Annotated in this window: 23 protein-coding genes, 1 tRNA gene and 1 pseudogene; 16 read left to right on the forward strand and 9 right to left on the reverse strand. The window is 60.6% G+C overall.

Annotated features, from left to right (window positions below):
* On the forward strand, nt 1–3,436 hold a 3,436-nt coding region (locus B4968_RS09560), incomplete at its 5' end, for a beta strand repeat-containing protein (RefSeq protein WP_083098510.1).
* 443 nt (nt 3,437–3,879) lie between these two features.
* Here the strand turns inward: B4968_RS09560 and B4968_RS09565 are convergent.
* Both B4968_RS09565 and B4968_RS09570 read right to left on the reverse strand, forming a co-directional pair.
* A tRNA-Ala gene (locus B4968_RS09565) sits at nt 3,880–3,955 on the reverse strand.
* Nucleotides 3,956–4,145: 190 nt separating this feature from the next.
* Nucleotides 4,146–4,475, reverse strand: a complete 330-nt coding sequence (locus tag B4968_RS09570) for a TIGR02300 family protein (RefSeq protein ID WP_083098512.1) — start codon at nt 4,473–4,475, stop codon at nt 4,146–4,148.
* Between the two features lie 100 nt (nt 4,476–4,575).
* Here B4968_RS09570 and B4968_RS09575 point away from each other — a divergent pair, with 100 nt between their 5' ends.
* Both B4968_RS09575 and B4968_RS09580 read left to right on the forward strand, forming a co-directional pair.
* Entirely contained in the window at nt 4,576–5,262 is a 687-nt protein-coding gene (locus B4968_RS09575; RefSeq protein ID WP_083098514.1) for a M48 family metallopeptidase, read from the forward strand.
* 53 nt (nt 5,263–5,315) lie between these two features.
* Nucleotides 5,316–5,984 carry a GntR family transcriptional regulator gene (locus B4968_RS09580; RefSeq protein ID WP_083098516.1) on the forward strand — a complete coding sequence of 223 codons (669 nt, stop codon included), beginning with the start codon at nt 5,316–5,318 and terminating at the stop codon, nt 5,982–5,984.
* A 189-nt stretch (nt 5,985–6,173) separates the two neighbouring features.
* On the opposite strand, the gene B4968_RS09585 is transcribed toward B4968_RS09580, so the two are convergent.
* Together B4968_RS09585 and B4968_RS09590 are read right to left on the reverse strand one after the other, a co-directional pair.
* The gene (locus B4968_RS09585; RefSeq protein WP_083098518.1) at nt 6,174–7,136 is read right to left on the reverse strand and encodes an acetyl-CoA carboxylase carboxyltransferase subunit alpha; all 963 of its coding nucleotides are present in this window, start codon (nt 7,134–7,136) and stop codon (nt 6,174–6,176) included.
* Between the two features lie 126 nt (nt 7,137–7,262).
* Entirely contained in the window at nt 7,263–7,859 is a 597-nt protein-coding gene (locus B4968_RS09590) for a LysE family translocator (RefSeq protein ID WP_083098576.1), read from the reverse strand.
* A gap of 72 nt (nt 7,860–7,931) precedes the next feature.
* Here B4968_RS09590 and B4968_RS09595 point away from each other — a divergent pair, with 72 nt between their 5' ends.
* Nucleotides 7,932–8,384 (forward strand): Lrp/AsnC family transcriptional regulator, encoded by a 453-nt coding sequence (locus B4968_RS09595; protein ID WP_083098520.1) that lies wholly within the window; start codon nt 7,932–7,934, stop codon nt 8,382–8,384.
* Between the two features lie 7 nt (nt 8,385–8,391).
* Here B4968_RS09595 and B4968_RS09600 read toward each other — a convergent pair whose 3' ends face one another.
* Both B4968_RS09600 and B4968_RS09605 read right to left on the reverse strand, forming a co-directional pair.
* Nucleotides 8,392–9,015 carry an aspartate/glutamate racemase family protein gene (locus B4968_RS09600; protein ID WP_083098522.1) on the reverse strand — a complete coding sequence of 208 codons (624 nt, stop codon included), beginning with the start codon at nt 9,013–9,015 and terminating at the stop codon, nt 8,392–8,394.
* A 155-nt stretch (nt 9,016–9,170) separates the two neighbouring features.
* On the reverse strand, nt 9,171–10,139 hold the full coding sequence (locus B4968_RS09605) for an L-malyl-CoA/beta-methylmalyl-CoA lyase (RefSeq protein ID WP_083098524.1): 969 nt from the start codon (nt 10,137–10,139) through the stop codon (nt 9,171–9,173).
* 303 nt (nt 10,140–10,442) lie between these two features.
* Between B4968_RS09605 and dgcN the strand changes: the two genes are divergently transcribed.
* The 6 genes from dgcN to B4968_RS09630 all read left to right on the forward strand — a co-directional run bounded on the left by dgcN (nt 10,443) and on the right by B4968_RS09630 (nt 15,653).
* Nucleotides 10,443–11,444: an N-acetyltransferase DgcN gene (gene dgcN / locus B4968_RS09610; RefSeq protein WP_083098526.1), complete on the forward strand. Its 1,002-nt coding sequence runs from the start codon at nt 10,443–10,445 to the stop codon at nt 11,442–11,444.
* 95 nt (nt 11,445–11,539) lie between these two features.
* Nucleotides 11,540–12,505 (forward strand): N-acetyl-D-Glu racemase DgcA, encoded by a 966-nt coding sequence (gene dgcA, locus B4968_RS09615; protein ID WP_083098529.1) that lies wholly within the window; start codon nt 11,540–11,542, stop codon nt 12,503–12,505.
* A gap of 10 nt (nt 12,506–12,515) precedes the next feature.
* Nucleotides 12,516–13,379 (forward strand): D-amino-acid transaminase, encoded by an 864-nt coding sequence (locus B4968_RS09620; protein WP_083098531.1) that lies wholly within the window; start codon nt 12,516–12,518, stop codon nt 13,377–13,379.
* 97 nt (nt 13,380–13,476) lie between these two features.
* Nucleotides 13,477–14,478, forward strand: coding sequence for a succinylglutamate desuccinylase/aspartoacylase family protein (locus B4968_RS09625; protein ID WP_241525667.1), 1,002 nt, complete (start codon nt 13,477–13,479; stop codon nt 14,476–14,478).
* Nucleotides 14,465–14,665, forward strand: a complete 201-nt coding sequence (locus B4968_RS24350) for a hypothetical protein (protein WP_241525668.1) — start codon at nt 14,465–14,467, stop codon at nt 14,663–14,665. Before B4968_RS09625 ends, B4968_RS24350 begins: the two co-directional genes overlap by 14 nt.
* Nucleotides 14,628–15,653 carry a MalY/PatB family protein gene (locus B4968_RS09630; protein WP_241525669.1) on the forward strand — a complete coding sequence of 342 codons (1,026 nt, stop codon included), beginning with the start codon at nt 14,628–14,630 and terminating at the stop codon, nt 15,651–15,653. The genes B4968_RS24350 and B4968_RS09630 overlap by 38 nt, the downstream gene beginning before the upstream one ends.
* A gap of 15 nt (nt 15,654–15,668) precedes the next feature.
* On the opposite strand, the gene B4968_RS09635 is transcribed toward B4968_RS09630, so the two are convergent.
* From B4968_RS09635 to B4968_RS09645, 3 genes are all read right to left on the reverse strand, one after another.
* Entirely contained in the window at nt 15,669–15,983 is a 315-nt protein-coding gene (locus B4968_RS09635) for a DUF1244 domain-containing protein (RefSeq protein ID WP_083098533.1), read from the reverse strand.
* A gap of 139 nt (nt 15,984–16,122) precedes the next feature.
* Complete coding sequence (locus B4968_RS09640) at nt 16,123–16,374, reverse strand: DUF6868 family protein (protein ID WP_241525670.1); 252 nt, start codon at nt 16,372–16,374, stop codon at nt 16,123–16,125.
* A gap of 131 nt (nt 16,375–16,505) precedes the next feature.
* Entirely contained in the window at nt 16,506–17,243 is a 738-nt protein-coding gene (locus B4968_RS09645) for an N-formylglutamate amidohydrolase (protein WP_083098535.1), read from the reverse strand.
* Nucleotides 17,244–17,400: 157 nt separating this feature from the next.
* On the opposite strand from B4968_RS09645, the pseudogene pyk reads away from it, so the two are divergent.
* The 6 genes and pseudogenes from pyk (at nt 17,401) to B4968_RS09675 (ending at nt 21,445) form a co-directional block, all read left to right on the forward strand.
* A pseudogene (pyk, locus tag B4968_RS09650) lies at nt 17,401–18,844 on the forward strand (pyruvate kinase).
* Nucleotides 18,845–18,917: 73 nt separating this feature from the next.
* A complete protein-coding gene (locus B4968_RS09655) occupies nt 18,918–19,142 on the forward strand; it encodes a hypothetical protein (RefSeq protein WP_083098537.1) in 225 nt (74 codons plus the stop codon).
* 112 nt (nt 19,143–19,254) lie between these two features.
* Nucleotides 19,255–19,455 (forward strand): 50S ribosomal protein L35, encoded by a 201-nt coding sequence (gene rpmI, locus B4968_RS09660; RefSeq protein ID WP_083098539.1) that lies wholly within the window; start codon nt 19,255–19,257, stop codon nt 19,453–19,455.
* Nucleotides 19,456–19,469: 14 nt separating this feature from the next.
* Nucleotides 19,470–19,835 (forward strand): 50S ribosomal protein L20, encoded by a 366-nt coding sequence (gene rplT, locus B4968_RS09665; RefSeq protein WP_083098541.1) that lies wholly within the window; start codon nt 19,470–19,472, stop codon nt 19,833–19,835.
* Between the two features lie 384 nt (nt 19,836–20,219).
* Nucleotides 20,220–21,239 (forward strand): hypothetical protein, encoded by a 1,020-nt coding sequence (locus B4968_RS09670; RefSeq protein WP_139792709.1) that lies wholly within the window; start codon nt 20,220–20,222, stop codon nt 21,237–21,239.
* 8 nt (nt 21,240–21,247) lie between these two features.
* Nucleotides 21,248–21,445 carry a hypothetical protein gene (locus B4968_RS09675; RefSeq protein WP_083098546.1) on the forward strand — a complete coding sequence of 66 codons (198 nt, stop codon included), beginning with the start codon at nt 21,248–21,250 and terminating at the stop codon, nt 21,443–21,445.
* The last annotated feature ends 46 nt before the right edge of the window (nt 21,446–21,491 follow it).

Here is a 21,491-nt window from a genome sequence, read left to right on the forward strand (position 1 = left end):
CTATACCGTGACGGCCACGGCTGTGGGAGGCAGCAGCCCCGCGAACACCTTTGCGCTGACCAATACCGTGGGAGCTGCGGCAACCCTTGCAGTAAGCGGCGGTGGCGGACAGACGGCCACGGTCTCTACCGCCTTTGGAGCGGCGCTTGAAGCGCTGGTGACCGATGCGGGAGGCAACCCTGTCTCTGGCATAACGGTGAATTTTGCAGCTCCAGGCGCGGGCGCCTCAGCGGTGCTCTCTGCGGCCTCTGCGGTGACAAATGCCTCTGGTGTCGCCTCGGTGACGGCCACGGCCAATGCCACGGCTGGAGGCTATTCAGTGACGGCGAGTTCGGCAGGGCTGGCGAATGCGAGTTTTGGCCTGACCAATGCTGCTGTGTCGTCCGGCAGTCTTGCGGTGAGCACCGGGGACGGTCAGTCGACGGCGGTTTCTACCGCGTTTGGCACCGCGATTGCAGTGCTGGTGACGAATGGGAGCGGCAATCCTGCTTCTGGTGTGACGGTGAGCTTTTCGGCGCCGGGCGCGGGCGCCTCAGCGGTGCTGTCTGCCCCTAGTGCTGTGAGCAATGCGTCGGGGATCGCCTCGGTGACGGCCACGGCCAATACTACGGTTGGATCCTATACTGTGACCGCGAGTGCTGCGGGCCGCGCGGATGCGAGCTTTGCTCTGACCAACACGGTTGGCGTGGCGGCGAATATCGTCGTCAGCAGTGGCGACGGTCAGTCCGCGACGGTCTCTGACGGGTTTGGCACAGCACTGGCAGCACTGGTGACGGATGCGGCGGGCAATCCTATGGCGAATGGGACTGTCAGCTTTGCCGCCCCGGGTGCCGGGGCTTCGGCGGTGCTGTCTGCCGCTACCGCCGTGAGCGATGCTGCGGGGATAGCTGCGGTAACGGCCACGGCGAACGCCACGGCTGGCAGCTACACTGTGACGGCAAGTGCTACTGGACTGGCGACGGGTGCGAGTTTTGGCCTGACCAACAGTGCTGGCGCAGCCGCCGGCTTCGCGGTGAGCACGGGAGATGGCCAGACGGCCGCGATTTCCACTGAGTTTGGCGCAGCCCTTACGGCCCTGGTGACAGATGCAGGCGGTTATCCTGTGTCTGGCGTGACCGTCAGTTTTGCAGCGCCCGGGTCCGGTGCCTCGGCGGTGCTGTCGGCATCTTCTGCCGTGAGCAACGCTGCTGGGATTGCTTCGGTGACGGCCACGGCCAATGCAACGCTTGGCAGCTATACTGTGACCGCACGTGCGTCAGGCTTTGCAGATGTGAATTTTGCGCTCACCAACAGCGCGGGCGTTGCGGCAAGCCTTGCGCTGAGCACTGGCGATAGTCAGTCGACGGAGATTTCAACCAGTTTTGATACCGCGCTTGCGGCGCTGGTGACGGATGCGGCCGGCAATCCTGTGCCCGGTGTGACGGTCAGCTTTGCCGCGCCAGGTGCCGGGGCCTCGGCGGAGCTCTCTGCGGCAACGGCGGTGACCAATGCTGCCGGGATTGCCAAAGTCACAGCCAGTGCCAATGCAACAGTCGGCAGCTATACTGTGACGGCGCGTGTCAGCGGGCTCGTGGAGGTGAGTTATGCGCTGACCAACAGCGCCGGGGCTCCCGCCAATATAGCCGTGCGCCGAGGCGACAGTCAGACGGCAGAGATCGTCGCGGCCTTTGATACCGCACTGGCGGCGCTGGTGGCGGATGCGGGGGGGAACCCTGTCTCTGGTGTGACGGTGACATTTGTGGCACCTGCCTCCGGTGCCTCAGCGGTGCTGTCAGCCTCCACGGCCGTGACCAATGCCGCCGGGGTTGCCAGGGTGCAGGCAACAGCCAATGACGAGTTGGGCAGCTATACTGTAAGCGCCAGTGCAGCAGGATTGGCGGATGTGACCTATGCGCTGACCAATAAAATCGGCGCTGCGGCAAGGCTAAAGCGGCGCCGGGGCGACGGCCAGTCGACGACGATTCTGACCGAATTCGACAAGGCGCTTGCGGTGCGGGTCGTGGATGCCGGGGGCAACCCTGTTCGGGGTGTGACCGTGCGTTTTTCGGCACCTCAGTCCGGCGCCTCGGCGCAGCTTTCGCAGGAGACTGCCGTGAGCAACCGGGCGGGTATTGCCAAGGTGAGAGCCACGGCCAATGAGACGGGGGGCGGCTATACTGTGACGGCCTCGGTCACGGGGGTCACGGGAGTGGCGGATTTGGCCTTTACGCTTACCAATATCGATGTCGAGGCCCCAACCGTGACACTGACAACCTCCGCGACCTCTGTCACGCCGGGAGAAAACTTTGATGTGACGGCGACATTCTCGGAGCCGGTGATTGGGTTCAGTCTTGAGGATGTTGTGGTTGAAAACGGCAGGGCGGTCGCCCTTGCGGGGGCGGGGGCTGTCTACACGATTACCATTCGGCCATCAGAGGGTGGAACGATCGGCGTTGCGATTGCCGGGGGGGTTGCAAATGATGATTCCGGCAATAGCAATGGCGCCTCTGGCATGCTGTCGATCCAAACCGAAGATGCGGTCGAAACCAGCCGCATCATTAGCCAGTTTATCAATACCCGTGCCACGCAACTGATCAGCAATCAGCCCGATTTGACAGGGTTCTTGTCTGGTTTGGGAGGTGGGCATGCCAATCTGGCCGTCACCAGAGGCCGGGGCAACTTTGACATCTCTACCAATTTTGGCTCGCGGGTCTGGAGCCGGTTACAGGGGGCCGTGAGCACAGAGGGAACCAGCGACAGCATCTATGTTTTTGGAGCCATCGGCAGTCATTTCACCATCAATGAAAACCTGATTGTAGGCGGCATGCTCGAGTTTGACTACCTGGATCAGGACGACGGGGTGGCCAATGTAAAAGGCAAAGGCTGGCTGATCGGTCCCTATTTTGTCACCAAGTTCCCCGACCGCGATGTTTTTGTCGAGGGGCGCCTGCTCTACGGTCAAAGCGCAAACGACGTTTCCCCGTTTGGGACCTATACGGATCGGGTGGACACCGAACGACTGCTGGCGCAGGTCAAGGTTTCCGGCTCAATGCTGTATGGCAAGACCACATGGATCCCCAACCTGCAGCTGACCTATACTTCGGACGAGCAGGAGGCCTATCGCGACAGCGCGGGGAACCTCATTCCCAGCCAGGGTATTGCCTGGGGGCAGCTCAAGGCGGGGCTGGACTTTGAAAAGCCCATTGCGATGAGGCGCGGCAATGGAGAGCTGCTGCTGACGGGTGGCCTCAGCGCCATTGGGAGCTCCAGCCGCTATTCCGGCAGCGCGGTTTCCACGCTTTCGGATGTGCAGGGCGGGCGCGCCCGGGCCGAGATTGGCCTCAGCTATGCCTTCGGGGATATGGGCGTTTTCCAGGTGGAGACCTTCTACGATGGCATCGGGATGAGCAATTATGAGAGCTATGGGCTGCAATTTGGCCTTGATCTGGCTTTCTGATCTGTGACGCGCGAGCCTGGCCTGCCCCGGCCCCTGGCCTGCGCTGGACTGCGCTGATCTGGCGTCTGGTCTAGCATGGTCTCGCCGGACCGGTTTCAGCCTCAGGCGAGGTGCTGCGAGGGGTCGTATGCGTCACAGGCCGCGTGCCGCAGCGGTCGTTTGCCTTGCTTCTTCACGCCTCTGACGATGGCGCGGGGATCTCTCTGCAGCGTCTGCCTTGGCGCATCTTTCCGCAGACCTATCTTTCCACAGACCTACAGGCGACCTACAGGCGGCGACAAAGGCGGGCGCGCAACAGCTGAATGTTCCGTCAAAGAGCCACTGCGTGCTGTCTTTGAAAGCAGCGGCAAACAGGACCACCACGCGATAGCACGACCAAACCACGCGATAGCACGACCAAAACGGGCCGCGAAATATATCCATGTCTTTTTGAGGGGGTGATTTGGTGGAGCCTAGGAGGATCGAACTCCTGACCTCCTGAATGCAAATCAGGCGCTCTCCCAGCTGAGCTAAGGCCCCAAATCACTCCGCAAGATGTCAGGGCCAGCTGGCCAGTCCGTCTCGCGGTGTGAGGGTGATTTAAGGGACGATGAAGCGGGCCGCAAGAGGAAAATGCACCATCGTCTTGAGTTTTTTTGACAAAAATCCCGCCGCGATCCCAAGGCAGCCAGATGGCTGCTTGGGAGGGGCGGAACCGGTTTGTCAGATATCAGGAATCGTCGTCGTTTGCAGCAACATCGGCGATTTCGTCGAGCGGCACGGTATCCGCGTCATCGTCATCGTCGTCCAGCACATCATCGCCCAGATCCAGATCGACATCATCGTCATCGTCCAGAACAACGCTGTCGTCGTCACTGTCTTCTTTGGCTTTGGCGCTGGCTGCATCCGCGGCGTCGGCTTCGATCATCCGGCTCTTACCGGTGTTCAATGCGACGACCTCGCCCGTGTAGGGGCTAACGATCGGATTTTTGTTCAGGTCGTAAAAGCGCTTGCCTGTGGTTGGGCAGACGCGCTTTACACCCCATTCTTCGTTGGGCATGTGGATCCCCTTGATTTACTGGTGAGTCATATCGACGATTCAGTTGCCTTGCCATATGAGGGGGGCACTGTCAAAGCCTTTGCCGTAAAGGGGCGCTGCCATGAGCGCATATCACCTACCCGGAGACCCGCCGGTCCCGCTTGTTCTGCGTCGTTCGGCGCGGGCAAAGCGGATCAGTCTGCGGATCTCGGCACTGGATGGGCGGGTGACGCTGACCCTGCCGACGCGGCTGCCCGCCCGCGAAGCGCTGGCATTTGCCGCCGAGAAGGAAGACTGGATTCGCGACCATCTTGCCCGTCATCCAGAGGTGGTTGAGGTTGGATTCGGCTCGGAAATCACGGTTGAGGGCCGACTGCGGCTGGTGGTGCCGGGGCAGGCGCGTGGCGTGCGGCTGGGGCAAGACGAGATCGCAGTTGGCGGAAAAAGCCCGGCCAGATCGCTGGAGCGCTACCTAAAGGAGCTGGCACGCGACCGACTGGCGGCCGCCTCAGATCACTATGCAGCCCAGGTCGGGCGGGCATATGAAAAGCTGAGCCTGCGCGATACCCGCTCGCGCTGGGGCTCCTGCTCGTCTGCGGGGACATTGATGTACTCCTGGCGGCTGATGCTGGCCCCACCGGAGGTGCTTGCCTATGTGGCGGCGCATGAGGTGGCGCATCTGGTTGAGATGAACCACTCGGCTGACTTCTGGGCGGTGGTTGCCCAGCTCTATGGTGACAGTACCGACCAGCGGCACTGGCTGCGGGCGGAAGGCGGGGCGCTGCATCGTTACCGGTTCGGACCCTGACAGGCCGCATTCTGAGGTTGACCCGCGTCTGATTTGTGATCACAGCTAGACCTATGTCCATTACAGCCAAACCCACCACTTCCTCATCCTCTTTGGATACCAATGTCTCGGCGCATGATCGGGTGTACCGGGCGCTCCGGGCCCGAATCATGTATGGCGATATCGGGCCGGGCGAGGCGCTGACGCTGCGCGGCATTGGTCGTGAATACGGTGTTTCAATGACGCCTGCGCGCGAATCCCTGCGCCGCCTGGTGGCCGAAGGCGCGCTCTCGCTGTCATCCTCTGGGCGGGTGGCAACGCCCGAGCTGAGCAATGAGCGGATTGAAGAGCTGGCAGCCCTGCGCGCCTTGCTGGAGGTGGAGCTGGCCAGTCGCGCCCTGCCGCGCGCCCATATGGCGCTGATTGACCGGCTGCAGAGCATCAACAATACCGTGGCGGAAATGGTCTCGAAGCGCGACGCTGTCGGCTATATCCGCACCAATCTTGAATTTCACCGCACGCTGTATCTGCGGGCACAGGCGCCTGCGATGCTGGCCATGGCCGAAACCGTCTGGCTGCAACTGGGCCCCACCATGCGTGCGCTTTACGGGCGGCTGCGGCGCACCGATCCGCCGCAGAATCACCGGCTAATCATTGCCGCGCTCAAGGCGGGGGACGAGCCGGGCCTGCGCCTGGCTGTGCGTTCGGATGTGACACAGGGTTTGCGGCTGTTGGTCGTCTAGATGCCGCAGGCGGCATAGCGCTTGCGCTGCCCATTGTCTGACAGAGCTTGCGCCGCCCATTGTCTGACAGAAAAGCCTGACAGAAAAAGCCCGGCTCCTGTGAAGGGTCCGGGCTGTCTTTTTGTCAGGTGGGACGTTCAGTTCCAGTATTTAGTCCCAGTTCAGCGTCGGCGCTTTCTCAGGTCGGCGTCAGGCCGCAAGCCCTTTGGAGCCGATGTCGAGGAATTTTTGACGACGATCCTTGATCAGCTCGGCGCTGGACTGGCCCTTGAGCTCGTCCAGCATGTCCTGAATGGAGGCTCCGACCGAGGCCATGGCGGCCTTGGCATCGCGGTGGGCACCGCCGAGGGGCTCTGGGATGATCCGCTCAATGACGGCAAGCTCTTTCAGGTTCTGCGCGGTGAGACGCAGAGCCTCAGCGGCCTCGCGCATTTTCTCGGCATCCTTCCACAGGATCGAGGCACAGCCCTCAGGGGAGATCACCGAATAGACGGCATGTTCCAGCATGGCAACGCGGTTGGCAGTGGCAAAGGCCACAGCGCCACCAGAGCCGCCTTCACCGATGATCACCGAAATAACCGGCACGCCAATTTTCAGGCTCATCTCGGTGGAGCGCGCAATCGCCTCGGACTGGCCGCGCTCTTCGGCACCCTTGCCGGGGTAGGCGCCAGTGGTATCAACCAGAGTGATAACCGGCAGACCAAAGCGGTCGGCCATCTCCATCAGGCGCACGGCCTTGCGATAGCCTTCGGGGCGCGCCATGCCAAAATTGTGCAGGATGCGCGCCTTGGTGTCTGACCCTTTTTCGTGGCCAATAACCATCACCGGCTGGTCGTTGAACCGGGCCAGCCCGCCCATGACGGCGAGGTCATCGGCAAAGTTGCGATCGCCTGCCAGCGGCGTGTATTCAGTGAACAGCGCATCAATATAGTCGCGGCAATGGGGCCGCTCGGGGTGACGCGCCACCTGGCATTTGCGCCAGGGGGTGAGATCTTTGTACAGATCCTTCAGCAGCTGCACCGCCTTGATGTCAAGCGCTGCGGCCTCATCAGCCACATCCATCTCTTCGTTGGCGCGGGCCAGAGCGCGCAGCTCTTCTGCCTTGCCTTCGATTTCAGCCAGTGGTTTTTCAAATTCCAGGTACTGTGTCATCACGCCTCGCCTGCACGGTTTGAGGGCTATATGGCCTTCTGTGTGTTCAGATGCAACTGTGCGCCGTGCCTTGGGTCAACAGAAACCCGCTTGCCCGGCTGTAGGGACACCCGAGGACAGCGGCAGCTATTGCGGCCAGATCACCGGGTATAGCGAGGCAACCAGCAGCAGCGCCATCAGCCAGTTGAACAGCGTCAGGCGGCGGGGATTGGTCAAAAACCGCGCCATTTGCTGGCCCAGAATGGTCCAGGACCCCACCGAAGGCAGGTTGATGGCGCCAAAAACTGCCGCCACAAGCAGGATCGCCCCCAGGGTCTGGTCTGGTGTGTAGGCACTGATCGCTGTCAGCGCCATCGCCCAGGCCTTTGGATTGACCCATTGAAAGGCTGCCGCCTGCAGAAATGTCATTGGGGTGCCAGAGGCGCCAGAGGCCTCAGCCGGACCGGCATTGGCAATCTTCCAGGCGAGATACAGCAGATAGAGCACCGAGGTGACCTTTAGCACCGTATAGCTGAGCGGGACGGCGTCAAAGATCTGTACCAGCCCGGCCCCCACCAGAATCACCATAAAGACAAAGCCAAGCGCCACCCCCAGCATATGCGGAATGGTGAGGCGAAAGCCAAAATTGGCCCCCGAGGCCATCAGCATCAGATTGTTCGGCCCCGGCGTGATCGACGAGACAAAGGCGAAGAGCGCAAGCCCGAGGAAGAGTTCATAAGTCATGCGGTGAAACTGACGCGCTATTGAGGGAATGAAATTGCGTTTTTGAGCGTTATCTGCAATTTTGCGCAACAAATGGCAAAGAATGACCGCATAAACCAGCAGATATTGCAGCAGCTGACGCGCGACGGGCGCATCAGCAATCTTGAACTGGCCGACCGGGTGGGGCTGTCGCCCTCGGCCTGTCTGCGCCGGGTGCAGGATCTTGAGCGCGCAGGCGTCATTACCGGCTACCGCGCCGTGCTGAACCGCGAGGCCATGGGGGCGGGCTTTGTCACCTATATTGGCGTTGGTCTGGGCGAACATACCAAAGAAGCGCAAAAGGCCTTTGAGCGTGCGATGGACGAGGCGGTCGAGGTGGTGGAGTGCCACAATATCACCGGCACCATCGAATACCTGTTGCGGGTCGAATGCGCCGATCTGCCGAGCTACAAACGCTTTCACACCGATATTCTGGGCACTTCGCCCTTTGTCGCCGCGATCACCACCTATGTGGTGATGGGCTCGCCCAAGGATCTGCGCAGCTAGGCAGGTGCTAGGTTGGCGCCAGCAGGGTTTCCACCGCAATGGCGGGCGACGCGAAAACGGGCACCGATGTGCGGTCCTGCAGCAGATCTTTGGCCCCGGCCATCGAGGCCTGGGCCAGAACCACGCAGCTTGTGTCGGGTGTCTGATCCAGTTGGGCCTGCACCCGGGTCGCGATTTGTGCGTTGAACCCCTGCCTGTCACCGGCCTCAAACAGCGGCCAGAGATCGCTCAGCGGCAGGGCCTGAATATTGGGGCTGGCGCCAAGCTGTGCAAAGGCGCGTTGCAGCAGCGCGGTTGACGGCTCTTTGGTGCTGTCCAGACAATAGACCAATAGCACAGGCCCTCCCGCTGCTGCCGCTGTCTGTGCTGCGCGTTGCATCATCGGCCAGTCGATACGGGTGGCGCCTGCCTCCTCGGCCGCCTCGCCAATGGTGGTGCAGCTGCAGAGCACAGGGCCGGTGGCGGCCTGAATGGCACTGGTGATTTCCAGCCGCAGCTCTGCATCTATGCCGCCTTGCGCGCGCGCCAGCCAGTCGGGGCGCACCACATGGGTTAGCTGCGCCACAGGAGCCAGCGTGTCAAAGGTGGCGACATGCACATCTGCAGTGTGAAACAGGGTCAGATCGGCCATGGCAAACCTCGCGGTGTAAAACGGACAGGTGAAAAAGGGACAGGCGAAAAAGGGACAGGCGAAAAACGAACAGGCGAAAAACGAACAGGCGAAAAAGGGCGCCCACTGGACGCCCTTTGATCTTCTAAGGTTTTTCGACAGAGGTCAAACCGAGGTCAAAACGGCTCAGCCTTTTGCGATAGCTCGGACTGCGCCACGATAACCTCGGCCTGTTTGATCGAGGCGATATCAACCAGACGACCCTTATAGACGGTGGCGCCTTCGCCATTGGCCTTGGCCTGCTCCATTGCCGCAAGAATTTCGCGCGCCTCGGAAACGGCCTCCTCAGAGGGGGTGAAGACCTCGTTGGCGAGGCCGATCTGTTTCGGGTGGATCGCCCATTTCCCCACCATGCCCAGCGTGGCCGAGCGTTTTGCCTGCGCGATATAGCCCTCGTCGTCAGAGAAATCACCAAAGGGGCCATCGACCGGCAACACACCATGGGTGCGGCAGGCGGCGACAATGGCGGCCTGGGCCCAGTGCCAGGGGTCGGACCAATGCTTTTCGCCCTCGCGCAGCATATAGTAGTTTTCCTGGGTGCCACCAATGCCAGTGGTCTGCATGCCCATGGAGGCGGCAAAGTCAGCGGCGCCCAGCGACATGGCTTGCATGCGTGGAGAAGAGGCGGCAATCGCTTCGACATGGGCAATGCCAGCAGCCGATTCGATGATCACCTCAAAGGACACCGGCTTGCTGCGGCCCTTGGCGCGCTCAATCGCTGTGACCAGCGCGTCAACAGCATAGACGTCCTCGGCGCAGCCCACCTTGGGGATCATGATCTGATCCAGGCGATCCCCTGCCTGCTCCAGCAGATCCACCACATCGCGGTACCAATAGGGCGTGTCCAACCCGTTGATGCGCACCGACATGTATTTGTTGCCCCAATCGACGGTATTGAGCGCCTCAATCACATTGGCGCGGGCGGCGTCCTTGTCGGTTGGCGCCACCGAATCCTCAAGGTCGAGGTTGATCACATCCGCAGCCGAAGCGGCCATTTTGGGGAACAGTTTGGTGTTGGAGCCAGGGCCAAACAGCTGGCAACGGTTGGGGCGGGCGACGGGGCTGGGCTGAATGCGAAAGCTCATGGAGGCAATCCTTCGGGTAAGGAAATTACGATTTTGTCTCGCAAAGTGGTAAGAAATTGCGCGAAGCCTTGCAAGGGCTACTTTGCACTTGCAGCATTGGGTGTGCGATATGTGCGCAATCCCAGCCGAATGAGCGCAAGGATCAACGGTGAATGGGGTAATGGTCGAAGAATCTTCGAACAAAGTGTTTATCAATGAGGGATGCTTCGAAATACCGTGCCGTGAAAAAGCAAAAACGGGACCGCATCGCAGCAGGGCTCAATTATGGTCGCGAGGAACTCAAATTCCTTTGGAGGCCCCACGATGATCGAGACACCATATCTGTTGTTCCTGGGCGATGCGCCCGACATGCTGGCTGCCAAGGTTGCCATTGGTATCCGCGACTGGCGTCCGGATCACGCAGTTGGCCAAATCTGTCTGCCGGGCTGCGGTGCGGATCTGGGTCTGACCGAGATGACCCTGGCCGAGGCCAAGGCGGCTGGCGCCAGAACGCTGGTGATTGGGGTTGCGAACCGGGGCGGGGTGATCTCTGCCGCCTGGAAAGAAGTGCTGATTCAGGCGCTTGAGATGGGCTATGACCTGGCCTCGGGCCTGCACAACCTGCTGCGCGACGAAGGCGATCTGGTTGCGGCGGCGCAGACCCATGGCGGCACATTGCATGATGTGCGGGTGCCCACTGTTGGCTACCCGATTGCCAATGGCGAAAACCGCACCGGTAAGCGCTGTCTTGCGGTTGGCACTGATTGCTCTGTTGGCAAGATGTACACCGCGCTGGCGATGGACGCCGAGATGCAAAAGCGCGGCATGAAGTCGACCTTCCGCGCCACCGGCCAGACCGGTATCCTGATCACCGGCCATGGCGTGCCGCTGGACGCGGTGATTGCCGACTTTATGGCTGGCTCGGTGGAATATCTCACCCCTGACAATGACGATGACCACTGGGATCTGATCGAGGGGCAGGGCTCACTGTTCCACATTTCATACTCTGGCGTCACCATGGCGCTGGTGCATGGCGGTCAGGCCGATGCACTGATTCTGTGCCACGAGCCAACGCGCTCGCATATGCGCGGTTTGCTAGGCTATAGCGTGCCCTCGCTGGAAGAGCTGCGGGATGTTGCCTTGCCACTGGCGCAGCGCGCCAACGCCGATTGCAAAATCGTCGGCATTTCGGTCAACACCCAGCATCTGTCCGAGGACGAAGCGGTGAAATATCTCGCCGAGACTGAAGCGCGTATGGGGCTGCCCGCCGTTGACCCCTATCGTCACGGTGCGGCGCGTCTGGTGGACGCGCTGGCTGCAATCTGATTTTAAAGGGGGCGTCTGGAAACAGGCGCCCTTTTTTTTGCCTGCAAACCTACTACCGCGTCCATGGCGCGCTAAATCCCCTGAAAGGATGCGACATGAAAATCTCCGTGACGCCCGATGTTTTTAAACTGGCGCAGGTCTTTACCATCTCTCGTGGCTCAAGAACCGAAGCCAGGGTGCTGACGGTCCGGGTTGAAAAGGATGGCGTCACTGGCTGGGGCGAATGCGTCCCCTACGCGCGCTACAATGAGACGCTGGAAAGTGTGACGGCTGAGATCGAAGCTCTGCCTGCGGATTTCTCCCGTGCCGAGCTGCAGGATCTGCTGCCCGCGGGGGCTGCCCGCAACGCCGTCGACTGCGCCCTGTGGGATCTGGAGGCCAAGCAGGCCGGGAAACGCGTCTGGGAGCTGGCCGGACTGCCTGCGCCGGGCCCGGAAATCACCGCCTATACCCTGTCGCTGGCCAGCCCCGAAGAGATGCGCAAACAGGCCGCCGAAAACGCCCATCGCCCGCTCCTGAAGATCAAACTGGGCACGCCGGATGACATGCCACGTCTAGAGGCGGTGCGCGCGGGTGCGCCGGAGGCAAAAATCATCATCGACGCCAATGAGGGCTGGTCGGCTGCGGTCTATGCAGATCTCGCGCCGCATCTAATGCGCCTTGGGGTGGAGCTGGTCGAGCAACCCCTGCCCGCCGGTGAGGATGACGCGCTGATCGGCATGGACCGCCCGGTGCCGGTCTGCGCCGATGAGAGTTGCCATGACCGCTCCAGCCTGCCAAAACTGAAAGGCAAATACGATGTGGTCAACATCAAACTGGACAAAACAGGCGGGCTGACCGAGGCGCTGAAGCTGCGCCAGGAGGCGCTGGCGCTGGGCTATGATGTCATGGTTGGCTGCATGGTGGGATCGTCATTGGCGATGGCGCCTGCGACCCTGCTGGCGCAGGGTGTTTTGGTAACAGACCTTGACGGGCCGCTGCTGCTAGCCGAAGACCGCACAGTACCATTGAAATTTGACGCCGCCGGGGTGCACCCGCCGAAGGCTGAGCTCTGGGGTTGAGGAGAGAACGATGACCCGTACCGTTTATGTGAATGGCGAATACCTGCCCGAGACCGAAGCCACAGTCTCGATTTTTGACCGTGGCTTTCTGATGGCGGATGGCGTCTATGAGGTTACATCGGTTCTGGATGGCAAGCTGATTGATTTTGAAGGCCACGCCGTGCGGCTTGAACGCTCGCTCAACGAGCTTGATATGCCTGCGGCCTGCAGCAAGGACGAGTTGCTGGAGATCCACCGCGAGCTGGTTGCCCGCAATGAGATCGTCGAGGGGCTGGTTTATTTGCAGATCACCCGTGGCTCGGACGGGGATCGTGATTTTGTCTTCCCTGATCCCGAAACCACCAAGCCGACAATCGTGCTGTTCACCCAGAACAAGCCCGGCCTGGCCGACAACCCTGCCGCCAAAAAGGGTGCCAAGATCATCTCGATCGAAGACATCCGCTGGGGCCGCCGCGACATCAAAACCGTGCAGCTGCTCTATCCGTCGATGGGCAAGATGATGGCCAAAAAGGCCGGGGCAGACGATGCCTGGCTGATTGAGGATGGCTATGTCACCGAGGGCACCTCGAACAACGCCTACTACGTCAAGAACGGCAAGATCGTCACCCGGCCACTGTCCAATGACATTCTGCACGGCATCACCCGCAAGGCCGTTTTGCGCATGGCAGCCGAGGCTCAGATGGTTGTTGAAGAGCGGCTCTTTACCATTGACGAGGCCAAAGAGGCGGATGAGGCCTTTACCACCTCTGCCAGTGCCTTTGTGATGCCCGTGGTTGAGATCGACGGCGTGGCTCTTGGCGACGGCACACCCGGCCCAATCGCCAAAAGCCTGCGCGAGATCTATCTGGAAGAGAGCCTGAAGGCGGCGATCTGAGGCGCGCCTGAACGGCAATTGCAAATTTCAGCAAGCCCCCTAGACTGGACCCCGGCGTAATATGCGGCGGGGTCTTGTTTTGTCTGAAAGTCCAGTTTTGTCAAACATTCCAGTGGTTTGTGAGGTCGATCTTGCGGCCGAGGGCAAACATCAGGGCTATCTGAGAGTGCCGCATTCGGTGCACCGCAGCGCCTATGGCTGGATCGGGGTTCCCATCGTGTCTATCCGCAATGGCGAGGGCCCGGTGATGCTGATGTCAGCGGGGGTGCACGGCGATGAATACGAGGGGCAGATCGCGCTGGCCCAGCTGGTGCGTGAGCTGCAGGCAGAAGATCTGCGCGGCCAGTTGATCTTGTTGCCACAGGCAAATGCGTCGGCGGCGGCTGCCGGGACGCGGTGCTCGCCCATCGACAATGGCAATATGAACCGTCTGTTCCCCGGCAATGCGCGCGGCACCCCGACCGAGGTGATTGCCCATTTTATCGAAGAAGAGCTGTTGCCGCGCTGCGGCTACTCAGTCGATCTGCACTCTGGCGGATCCTCCTTGTTTTACCCGCCGACGCTGCTGCGCGGTCAGGGCCACACACCTGCGGTCGCGGCTGAGCTAAAACGCCTGCAGGCTGCGTTTGATGCGCCCTACGCCTGGGTCTTTACCGGGGGCGGCGGGCCGGGATCAACCGCGCGGACCCTGATGGGAGGCGCCAATCGCAAGGGCGTGATCCCGATCATGGCAGAGCTGGGCGGCGGTGGTGCGGTGGACCCGGCCATTCTGGCGCTGACGCTGCGGGGACTGAAACGGCTGCTACACAGTATTGGCATGTTGCCGGACTATACAGCTGATGCGCCGCAGGGCACGCGCGAGCTGCACAGCAAAGGATCCGTCTACGCCTATGACACCGGTGTTTTTGAGCCCTGCAAGGAGATCGCCGACCCCGTCACCGAGGGCGAAGCCGTGGGCCTGCTGCACCGCCTTGATATGCCCTGGCTAGAGCCTGTGCCGGTGCTTTCGCCCTATAATGGGATGGTTCTGGCCAAACGGGTGCCCGGACCGGTTGAACGTGGCGACGCAGTTGTGCAGGTGGCCGATGACGCAGGCTGATCCCTTTGATTTTGACGAGGCTATAGATCGCCGGCAGGTTCCCGCGCTGAAGGTGCATCCAATGGTGCTGGGCGCTGATGGCGCAGAATTGTTTCCGGCAGGGGTCGCCGACATGGATTTTCGCGCGCCACCCTGCGTGCGTGAGGCGCTTGCAGGCGCGGCTGGATCATGGGGTTTTTGGCTATGAGACGTTGCAGCCGGGATTGATCCCGGCCTTTACCGGCTGGATGCAGACACGGCACGGCTGGCAGATCGACCGTACTCATGTCCTTCGGGCCCCCAATATCCTGAATGCGCTGGCAATGGCGGTGAATCTGTTCTCTGACCCTGGTGGCAAGGTGATCGTGCAGCCGCCGGTGTTTTTTGATTTCTATGACATCCTGAAAGAAAACAACCGCGAAGCCGTCCTGAACCCGCTGGTGCTGCGGCAGGGGCGCTATGAAATGGATTTTGAGGATCTGGAGCGCTGTGCCGCGGATCCCGGCACCCGGTTGTTGCTTTTGTGCAATCCACACAACCCCGTGGGTCGGGTCTGGACAGAGGAAGAGCTGCAGCGTCTGGGAGAGATCTGCCTGCGCCACGGGGTTCTGGTGATCTCGGACGAGATCCACGGCGATCTGGCCTTTGCGGGCCACAGGCATGTGCCCTTTGCCGCGCTGGGAGCTGTACATGCGCAGAACTCGATCACCTGCCTGTCACCTGCCAAAAGCTTTAATATCGCGGCCTGCTGCGCCGCCTTTACGGTGATCCCGGCTGAGGGGCGCAGGCAGGCCTTTATTGAGGCCAATAGCCGTCTGACGGTGAACAAGAACAATGCCTTTGCCAATGTTGCGATGGAGGCGGCCTATAGCAGTGGTGCGCCCTGGCTGGAGGCCGCGCTGGGCTATATTCAGGCCAATGCAGCCCTGGTTGAACAGCGGCTTGCGGGTCTGGCCGGGGTAGAGCTGATCAGGCCGGAGGGGACGTTCTTGCTCTGGCTGGATTTTCGCGGGCTGGGGCTTGAGCCTGCGGAACTCACGGCATTTTTACGCCTCAAGGCCGGATGGGGCGTGACCCGTGGCATCGCCTTTGGGACGCAGGGGCGCGGTTTTGCGCGGGTCAATATCGCCTGTCGCCGCACAGTTCTGCAACAGGCGCTGGACCAGCTGCAGAACGCGGTGAAAACGCTGGCCTGAAGTGCCGACCTGCTATCAGCTCTTGTCGGTCACGTTTTCCTTGAAGGCGACCTCGAATTCAGCCTGCTTTTGCGGGCTGGCCTCTGTCTGGTAGTTGGCTTTCCAGGCGTCCATGCTCATGCCGTAATAGGCCTCGCGGGCTTCGGCCTTATCCATCTCAATACCGCGTTCATTGGCGGCTTCCTGATACCAGCGGCTGAGGCAGTTGCGACAAAACCCCGTCAGGTTCATCATGTCGATGTTCTGCACATCGGTGCGCTCTTCCATCAGGTGCTTTTGCAGACGGCGAAAGGCGGCGGCCTGGACTTCGATCTCGGTTTGCGAATCCATTGATGCGCTCCTCTATGCATGGACGTGTTTGCCGGCCAACCTAGCAAGGCTGCCCTGCCTGCACAATGAAACGCGACCGCTGTGTTTCGGGCGGGCGGGGGAGGCGGCGGGCCTGCGCCCACAGTCTCATCGCCCTCACTCACATCAGTTTTAAGGCCAGGTAGGGCATCAGAGAGGAGATAAAGATCAGGATCTTGTAGTTGGCCAAATAGGAAAAGTAGCCCTTTTTCACCTCGGCCTCATCCAATCCAAGAACGGCGGCGTGCAGTGCGGCAAACTGGTCGCGAAACGCCATCAGCAGCAGCGATGTGACGGCAAGAAAACCGATGTTCAAAACGGTCATCCAGCCAAAGAATGCGGTGAGGGTCTCCAGTGTAATGTCAACGGTCATCGGGGCTCCTTTGCAAATGCGTTGGGTGCTCGTCCTGGCATATAAATGGGGCGGGGCGGCATGTGCTGCAAGAGCCCTCTGCCAGTGTGGCGACAGTGTGGGGCCAGTGTGGCGCCAGTTGGCGAGGTTTTCTATAGCCCTGAGGCCTGCATGGCCCGGGGCAGCACTTTGGCCAGGCGTGCAGCCCAGTCCTGTTGCCCGGCCGAATCGCAGATCAGATCGTTGCGCAACTCAATCAGCGCATTGGGGCGGCCGGGTTTGGTGGCGTGGGTGTCGATGGCATCTCCCGGCAGGTAGCCGGTGTAGGGCTGGTTGACACCAACACAAAGATCGCCTGTGTCCTGCAGGGCCTTGATGAGATGGGGTGAAAACGCCTCGCCCTCGGGGTGCAGGATGCCGATCTCCCAGGGGCGCGGCGCGCGACCACGCAGTTGCGGCGTAAACGAATGCATCGAGATGATCACGGTGCCGGGGCGGGCGGCCAGCCTGGCCAGCGCGGCATGATAGGGGCGGTAGCAGCCTTGCAGCCGGGCCTCGCGCGCAGCCGCATCAGCGTGGCGGTTGGCGGGGGTGATGGTGCCGTCATAGAGTTGCATCACCAGGGTCGGGTCGTCCTCTCCGCGGTTGGGGTCAATCACCAGACGCGAGAAATTCGACGCGACCATGGGGGCGTTCAGCTGTTCTGCCAGCAGTCTGGAGACCGCATAGGCCCCAATGTCATAGGCAATATGGCGCTGCATGTCCTCGGCAGGCAGGCCAAGGTCGCCATCGCCCACAAAGGGCGGCACGAGGTTGCTGGCATGATCGCAGGTGATAAGCCAGCGGCCGGGGCGCTCGGCCCCCTCGATAAAAAAAGGTGCATATGTCATGGATCTGTCGCCTGTTGTTGAGGATAGCTTTACGGCAGTTGCAGCAGAATGGGAATTGGGCGATAAGCGCCCTTGAATATTGTTTGCGTTAACATGGCGCCTGTCGTGCCTGATGTTTTACGCAGTGACCAACACCGTACCCTTGAGGAGAAGCCTGATGAAACGCTCGCGCAACGTAAAGATTGTCGCCACTCTGGGGCCCGCATCGGACACATATGATAGCATTCGCGCTCTGTTCGAGGCTGGTGCTGATGTGTTTCGTCTGAATATGTCCCACGGCACCCAGGCCGAAATTGCTGAAAAGCACGCAATTATTCGCGAGGGCGAACAGGATCTGGGGCGCTCGATTGGCATTCTGGCGGATTTGCAGGGGCCGAAACTTCGCGTTGGGGTGTTTGCCAATGGTTCTGAGGAGCTGGTGCCCGGGGCCGCCTTCCGAATGGATCTTGATACAGCCGAGGGCGATCTGGCGCGGGTCTGCCTGCCACACCCCGAGATCTTTGCAGCACTGGAACCCGGTGCGCATCTTTTGGTCAATGATGGCAAGATCCGCCTCAGGGTGACCTCTTGTGGGGCAGATTTCGCCGATTGCGAAGTGATCATCGGCGGCACGATCTCTAATCGCAAGGGCGTCAATGTGCCGGATGTTGAGCTGCCGCTGGCGGCTCTGTCGGAGAAAGACCGGGCCGATCTGGAATTTGCCTGCACGCTGGGCGTCGATTGGCTGGCGCTGTCCTTTGTGCAACGGGCCAAGGATGTCTTTGAGGCCAAGGGGCTGGCAGATGGCCCGCGGCGGTGCTGTCGAAGATTGAGAAGCCCTCGGCGGTTGGACGGGTTGATGAAATTTTGGACGCCTCCGACGGGATAATGGTGGGCCGCGGTGATCTTGGGGTCGAGCTGCCCGTGGCTGCCGTGCCGCCGATCCAGAAACGTCTGGTGCGCAAGTGCCGCGCCGCTGCCAAGCCGGTGATTGTGGCGACCCGATGCTGGAAAGCATGATCGAAAGCCCAATGCCAACCCGCGCCGAGGTCTCGGATGTGGCCACCGCCATCTATGAGGGCACCGATGCTATCATGCTGAGCGCCGAGTCGGCCGCAGGCAGCTACCCGATTGAGGCGGTGCAAACCATGGACCGGGTCGCCATCGAGGTCGAGGCAGACCCGACCTATACCCAGATCATTGCCGCCTCGCGCTCGGCCAAGGGTGATACCGTTGCTGATGCCATCGTGGCGGCGGCGCGTGAAATCGCCGAAAAGACTGAAATCAAGGCCATCTGCTGCTTTACCCACAGCGGCACCACCGCCCTGCTGACCGCGCGTGAACGCCCTGGCGTGCCGATCATCGCGCTGACCCCGCTGCAACGCACAGCCCGGCGTCTGGCGCTGAGCTGGGGCTGCTACTGCGTGATGACCCCGGAACAGGGGCGTTTCAAAGGGGCCGTCGTGGGCGCGGCTCGCGCGGCACGCGCCGGTGGATTTGCCAGCGAGAACGACCAGATCGTGGTTACGGCCGGGGTGCCCTTTAATGTGCCCGGCACCACCAATATCCTGCGCGTGGCCCCCTGTGATGAGCGTTTGATTTACAGTAACGACCCGGAGTAGGCTCTGACCCTGAAATGTGAGCGCCTCTCTGTGGGGGGCTGTGACGGGCTGTGGGGCTGGTAGGGGTGGTGGCATGGACAGTGATCTGGCATTGATCTTGGGGATTTTTCTGGGTTGCCTGTCCATCCCCTCCATCCTGTCTGCCTATAGTGAGAGCCGCCCACCGCGGCTTTCGGCCCTGTTGCTGCTCTCTGGTGGCGGGCTTGTCGTCTATGCCATGATGTTGCGCCCGGGTGGCTACCGGCTTGAGCAGATCCCGGATGTGTTTTTTTCGGTTTTGGGGCGCATTCTGGGATAATTCCCTTGCCCTTTGCGGATAGCTTTCGTACATGGCCCTCCTGTTCGCGTGGCCGGCCGGCAGTGGCCTGCCGAGTCGCGCATAGACCGAACCCCCATTAAAGGAGACGGAAATGCCCAAAATGAAGACCAAATCGAGCGCTAAGAAGCGCTTTAAGGTGACCGCGACTGGTAAAGTCATGGCTGCTCAGGCCGGCAAACAGCACGGCATGATCAAACGCACCAAGAAATTCATCCGCAACGCCCGCGGAACTGCGGAGCTGTCCGCTCCCGACGCAAAAATCGTCAAGGGCTATATGCCCTACGATCGCTAAGAGGAGTTAGAGATATGTCCCGCGTTAAAGGTGGTACCGTAACCCACGCTCGTCACAAGAAGGTCATCAAGGCAGCCAAAGGATATTACGGTCGCCGTAAGAATACCTTTAAGGTCGCCCGTCAGGCCGTCGACAAGGCAAATCAATACGCAACCCGTGACCGGAAGCAGCGCAAGCGTAACTTCCGCGCTCTGTGGATCCAGCGTATCAACGCCGCCGTCCGCAGCCATGACGAAGCCCTGACATACAGCCGCTTCATCAATGGTCTGAACATGGCCGGTATTGAAGTTGACCGTAAAGTTCTGGCCGATCTGGCCGTGCACGAGCCCGACGCTTTTGGTGCGATCGTGCGCCAGGCTCAGTCCGCTCTCGCTGCCTGATTTAGCAGCCTGATCTGACAGCTGATTAGCTGTTAAGGCTCAGACAAATTCAAAGGCCGCTCCACTGGGGCGGCCTTTTTCTATGCTGACCTTCGCCGCCCACCTGAGGGCCTGACCAGCGGTCTATTCCGGCTTGGGATTTTAGCCGCATCAACAACGGCATTTACTCCTGCTGCTGGCTGCGGTGATCAATGCCAAAATCGGCGCCCTGCAGGTCTGTGCCCTGAGCTGGGGCGGCCGCGTCTCCACATGAGCTGCAGTTAAATTTCTGAACGAGTGTTCTGAGGATGTTTTTGCGACCCTCACAGGGGCAGCTGTCCCTGTTTGGTTTCCGCCTCTGCGCTCAGCAAATACTGAAACAGGGCCGCCTGCCAAAGGTGGGCCTTGCTTTATTGGTCTCTATTGCGCGTTATGACGCGATACCGTTCGGCGGCAAGACCTTGGACAGTGAGCGAAATGGCTAAATTTATTCTTCATGTGGGGGATGCCAAATGTGGCAGCACCTCGATTCAAGGCAGCTTAAAGCAGGCGCGCGCATCCTTGCTGGCGAAGGGGCTGGTTTATGAAACGGGCAGCTCTGGCTTTAATCATGTCGATTTGGTCCGGCTTGTTCGTCCGAAAGCCCGGGGTAATCTCGAAGAGTCGCTCGTGCGTGGCAAAGAAATCGTTGAAACCCTTCGTACCACTTTGAAAAAGGATCAGACGGTTTTGCTGTCGGCAGAGAATTTTCTGACCCTGCCTCCCGAGGAGTTTCTACCTATTCTCAGGCAGATTTCTCCTGAAGACCCTGATATTAAGGTGATCGCCTATGTGCGCGCACCAACAGACATGTATCTGTCTTTTGCTCAGCAGTACATAAAGGGTGCTCGACACTTCCCTCAACCACAACACTTCAATCGGCCACTGGACCGGCTGCTTACTGCTTGGCGTGACTTTCCGTATGTTTCGGAATTGCGGGTGCGGCCCTTTGATCGCAAACGCCTAGCTGGAGGCGATGTGACGGAGGCTTTCGCAGGCGTTCTGCAAGACCTCACGGGGCATGAGATTGCATTGCCGCAGATGGGGCGCAACCGGACCCTCTCGGACGAACAAATGATCGTCCTGCAGCATCTGCGCCGTTCCGTGTTGCCTGATCACGATGGTAAGCTTCACCCGATCAGTGCGCGCTACATTGGCTGGTTTCTGCAGTTGAACAAGGTCGAGATGATTGGGCGCAAGCCGGGGCTGTCAGGCGCAGCCTGCGGCGCAGTGGCCAAGGCAAACCGGGGAATGGTTGCGCGTCTCAATACCCTGTTTCCCGGCGTCGATATGGTGTTGCGCGAGGGCGATGCCACACCGTGGAAGGGCGGGACGGATGTCGCCGATCTCTTGCCGGAGTATTCGCCTGAAATCGTCTCGCGCTGACCAGCCTGATGCCGGATTTGTCGCCAGAGCTGCATCAGGGCATGACTGCTCAGGCGCGCAACGCGCTGGAGGCACTGCTGTCATCCGACCCCGAGAGGCGCCGCATGCAGCTGCGCCTGACGAAACAGATGTTGCGCGACAGCGATTGTGTCCCGGCGGCGCGTGTTATTCGCCCCAAACTGTTGCGCGTGCTCTCGCCCGACTAATGCCCGACTAAAGCGTCACTGAGCGGGTCCTGTCCTTTGGGCCGGG

It is taken from the genome of Pseudophaeobacter leonis (assembly GCF_002087335.1).
GTDB lineage: Bacteria > Pseudomonadota > Alphaproteobacteria > Rhodobacterales > Rhodobacteraceae > Pseudophaeobacter > Pseudophaeobacter leonis.

Excerpts from the sequence above, each read along its gene's own strand:
- rplT (WP_083098541.1), top strand. The coding sequence starts at position 19,470 with ATGTCCCGCGTTAAAGGTGGTACCGTAACCCACGCTCGTCACAAGAAG.
- B4968_RS09600 (WP_083098522.1), bottom strand. The coding sequence starts at position 9,015 with ATGGCCGATCTGACCCTGTTTCACACTGCAGATGTGCATGTCGCCACC.
- dgcN (WP_083098526.1), top strand. The coding sequence starts at position 10,443 with ATGATCGAGACACCATATCTGTTGTTCCTGGGCGATGCGCCCGACATG.
- B4968_RS09640 (WP_241525670.1), bottom strand. The coding sequence starts at position 16,374 with ATGACCGTTGACATTACACTGGAGACCCTCACCGCATTCTTTGGCTGG.
- B4968_RS09605 (WP_083098524.1), bottom strand. The coding sequence starts at position 10,139 with ATGAGCTTTCGCATTCAGCCCAGCCCCGTCGCCCGCCCCAACCGTTGC.
- B4968_RS09575 (WP_083098514.1), top strand. The coding sequence starts at position 4,576 with ATGAGCGCATATCACCTACCCGGAGACCCGCCGGTCCCGCTTGTTCTG.
- B4968_RS09585 (WP_083098518.1), bottom strand. The coding sequence starts at position 7,136 with ATGACACAGTACCTGGAATTTGAAAAACCACTGGCTGAAATCGAAGGC.
- B4968_RS09620 (WP_083098531.1), top strand. The coding sequence starts at position 12,516 with ATGACCCGTACCGTTTATGTGAATGGCGAATACCTGCCCGAGACCGAA.
- B4968_RS09570 (WP_083098512.1), bottom strand. The coding sequence starts at position 4,475 with ATGCCCAACGAAGAATGGGGTGTAAAGCGCGTCTGCCCAACCACAGGC.
- dgcA (WP_083098529.1), top strand. The coding sequence starts at position 11,540 with ATGAAAATCTCCGTGACGCCCGATGTTTTTAAACTGGCGCAGGTCTTT.
- B4968_RS09675 (WP_083098546.1), top strand. The coding sequence starts at position 21,248 with ATGCCGGATTTGTCGCCAGAGCTGCATCAGGGCATGACTGCTCAGGCG.
- B4968_RS24350 (WP_241525668.1), top strand. The coding sequence starts at position 14,465 with ATGACGCAGGCTGATCCCTTTGATTTTGACGAGGCTATAGATCGCCGG.
- B4968_RS09595 (WP_083098520.1), top strand. The coding sequence starts at position 7,932 with ATGGCAAAGAATGACCGCATAAACCAGCAGATATTGCAGCAGCTGACG.
- B4968_RS09635 (WP_083098533.1), bottom strand. The coding sequence starts at position 15,983 with ATGGATTCGCAAACCGAGATCGAAGTCCAGGCCGCCGCCTTTCGCCGT.
- B4968_RS09645 (WP_083098535.1), bottom strand. The coding sequence starts at position 17,243 with ATGACATATGCACCTTTTTTTATCGAGGGGGCCGAGCGCCCCGGCCGC.
- B4968_RS09590 (WP_083098576.1), bottom strand. The coding sequence starts at position 7,859 with ATGACTTATGAACTCTTCCTCGGGCTTGCGCTCTTCGCCTTTGTCTCG.
- rpmI (WP_083098539.1), top strand. The coding sequence starts at position 19,255 with ATGCCCAAAATGAAGACCAAATCGAGCGCTAAGAAGCGCTTTAAGGTG.
- B4968_RS09655 (WP_083098537.1), top strand. The coding sequence starts at position 18,918 with ATGGACAGTGATCTGGCATTGATCTTGGGGATTTTTCTGGGTTGCCTG.
- B4968_RS09580 (WP_083098516.1), top strand. The coding sequence starts at position 5,316 with ATGTCCATTACAGCCAAACCCACCACTTCCTCATCCTCTTTGGATACC.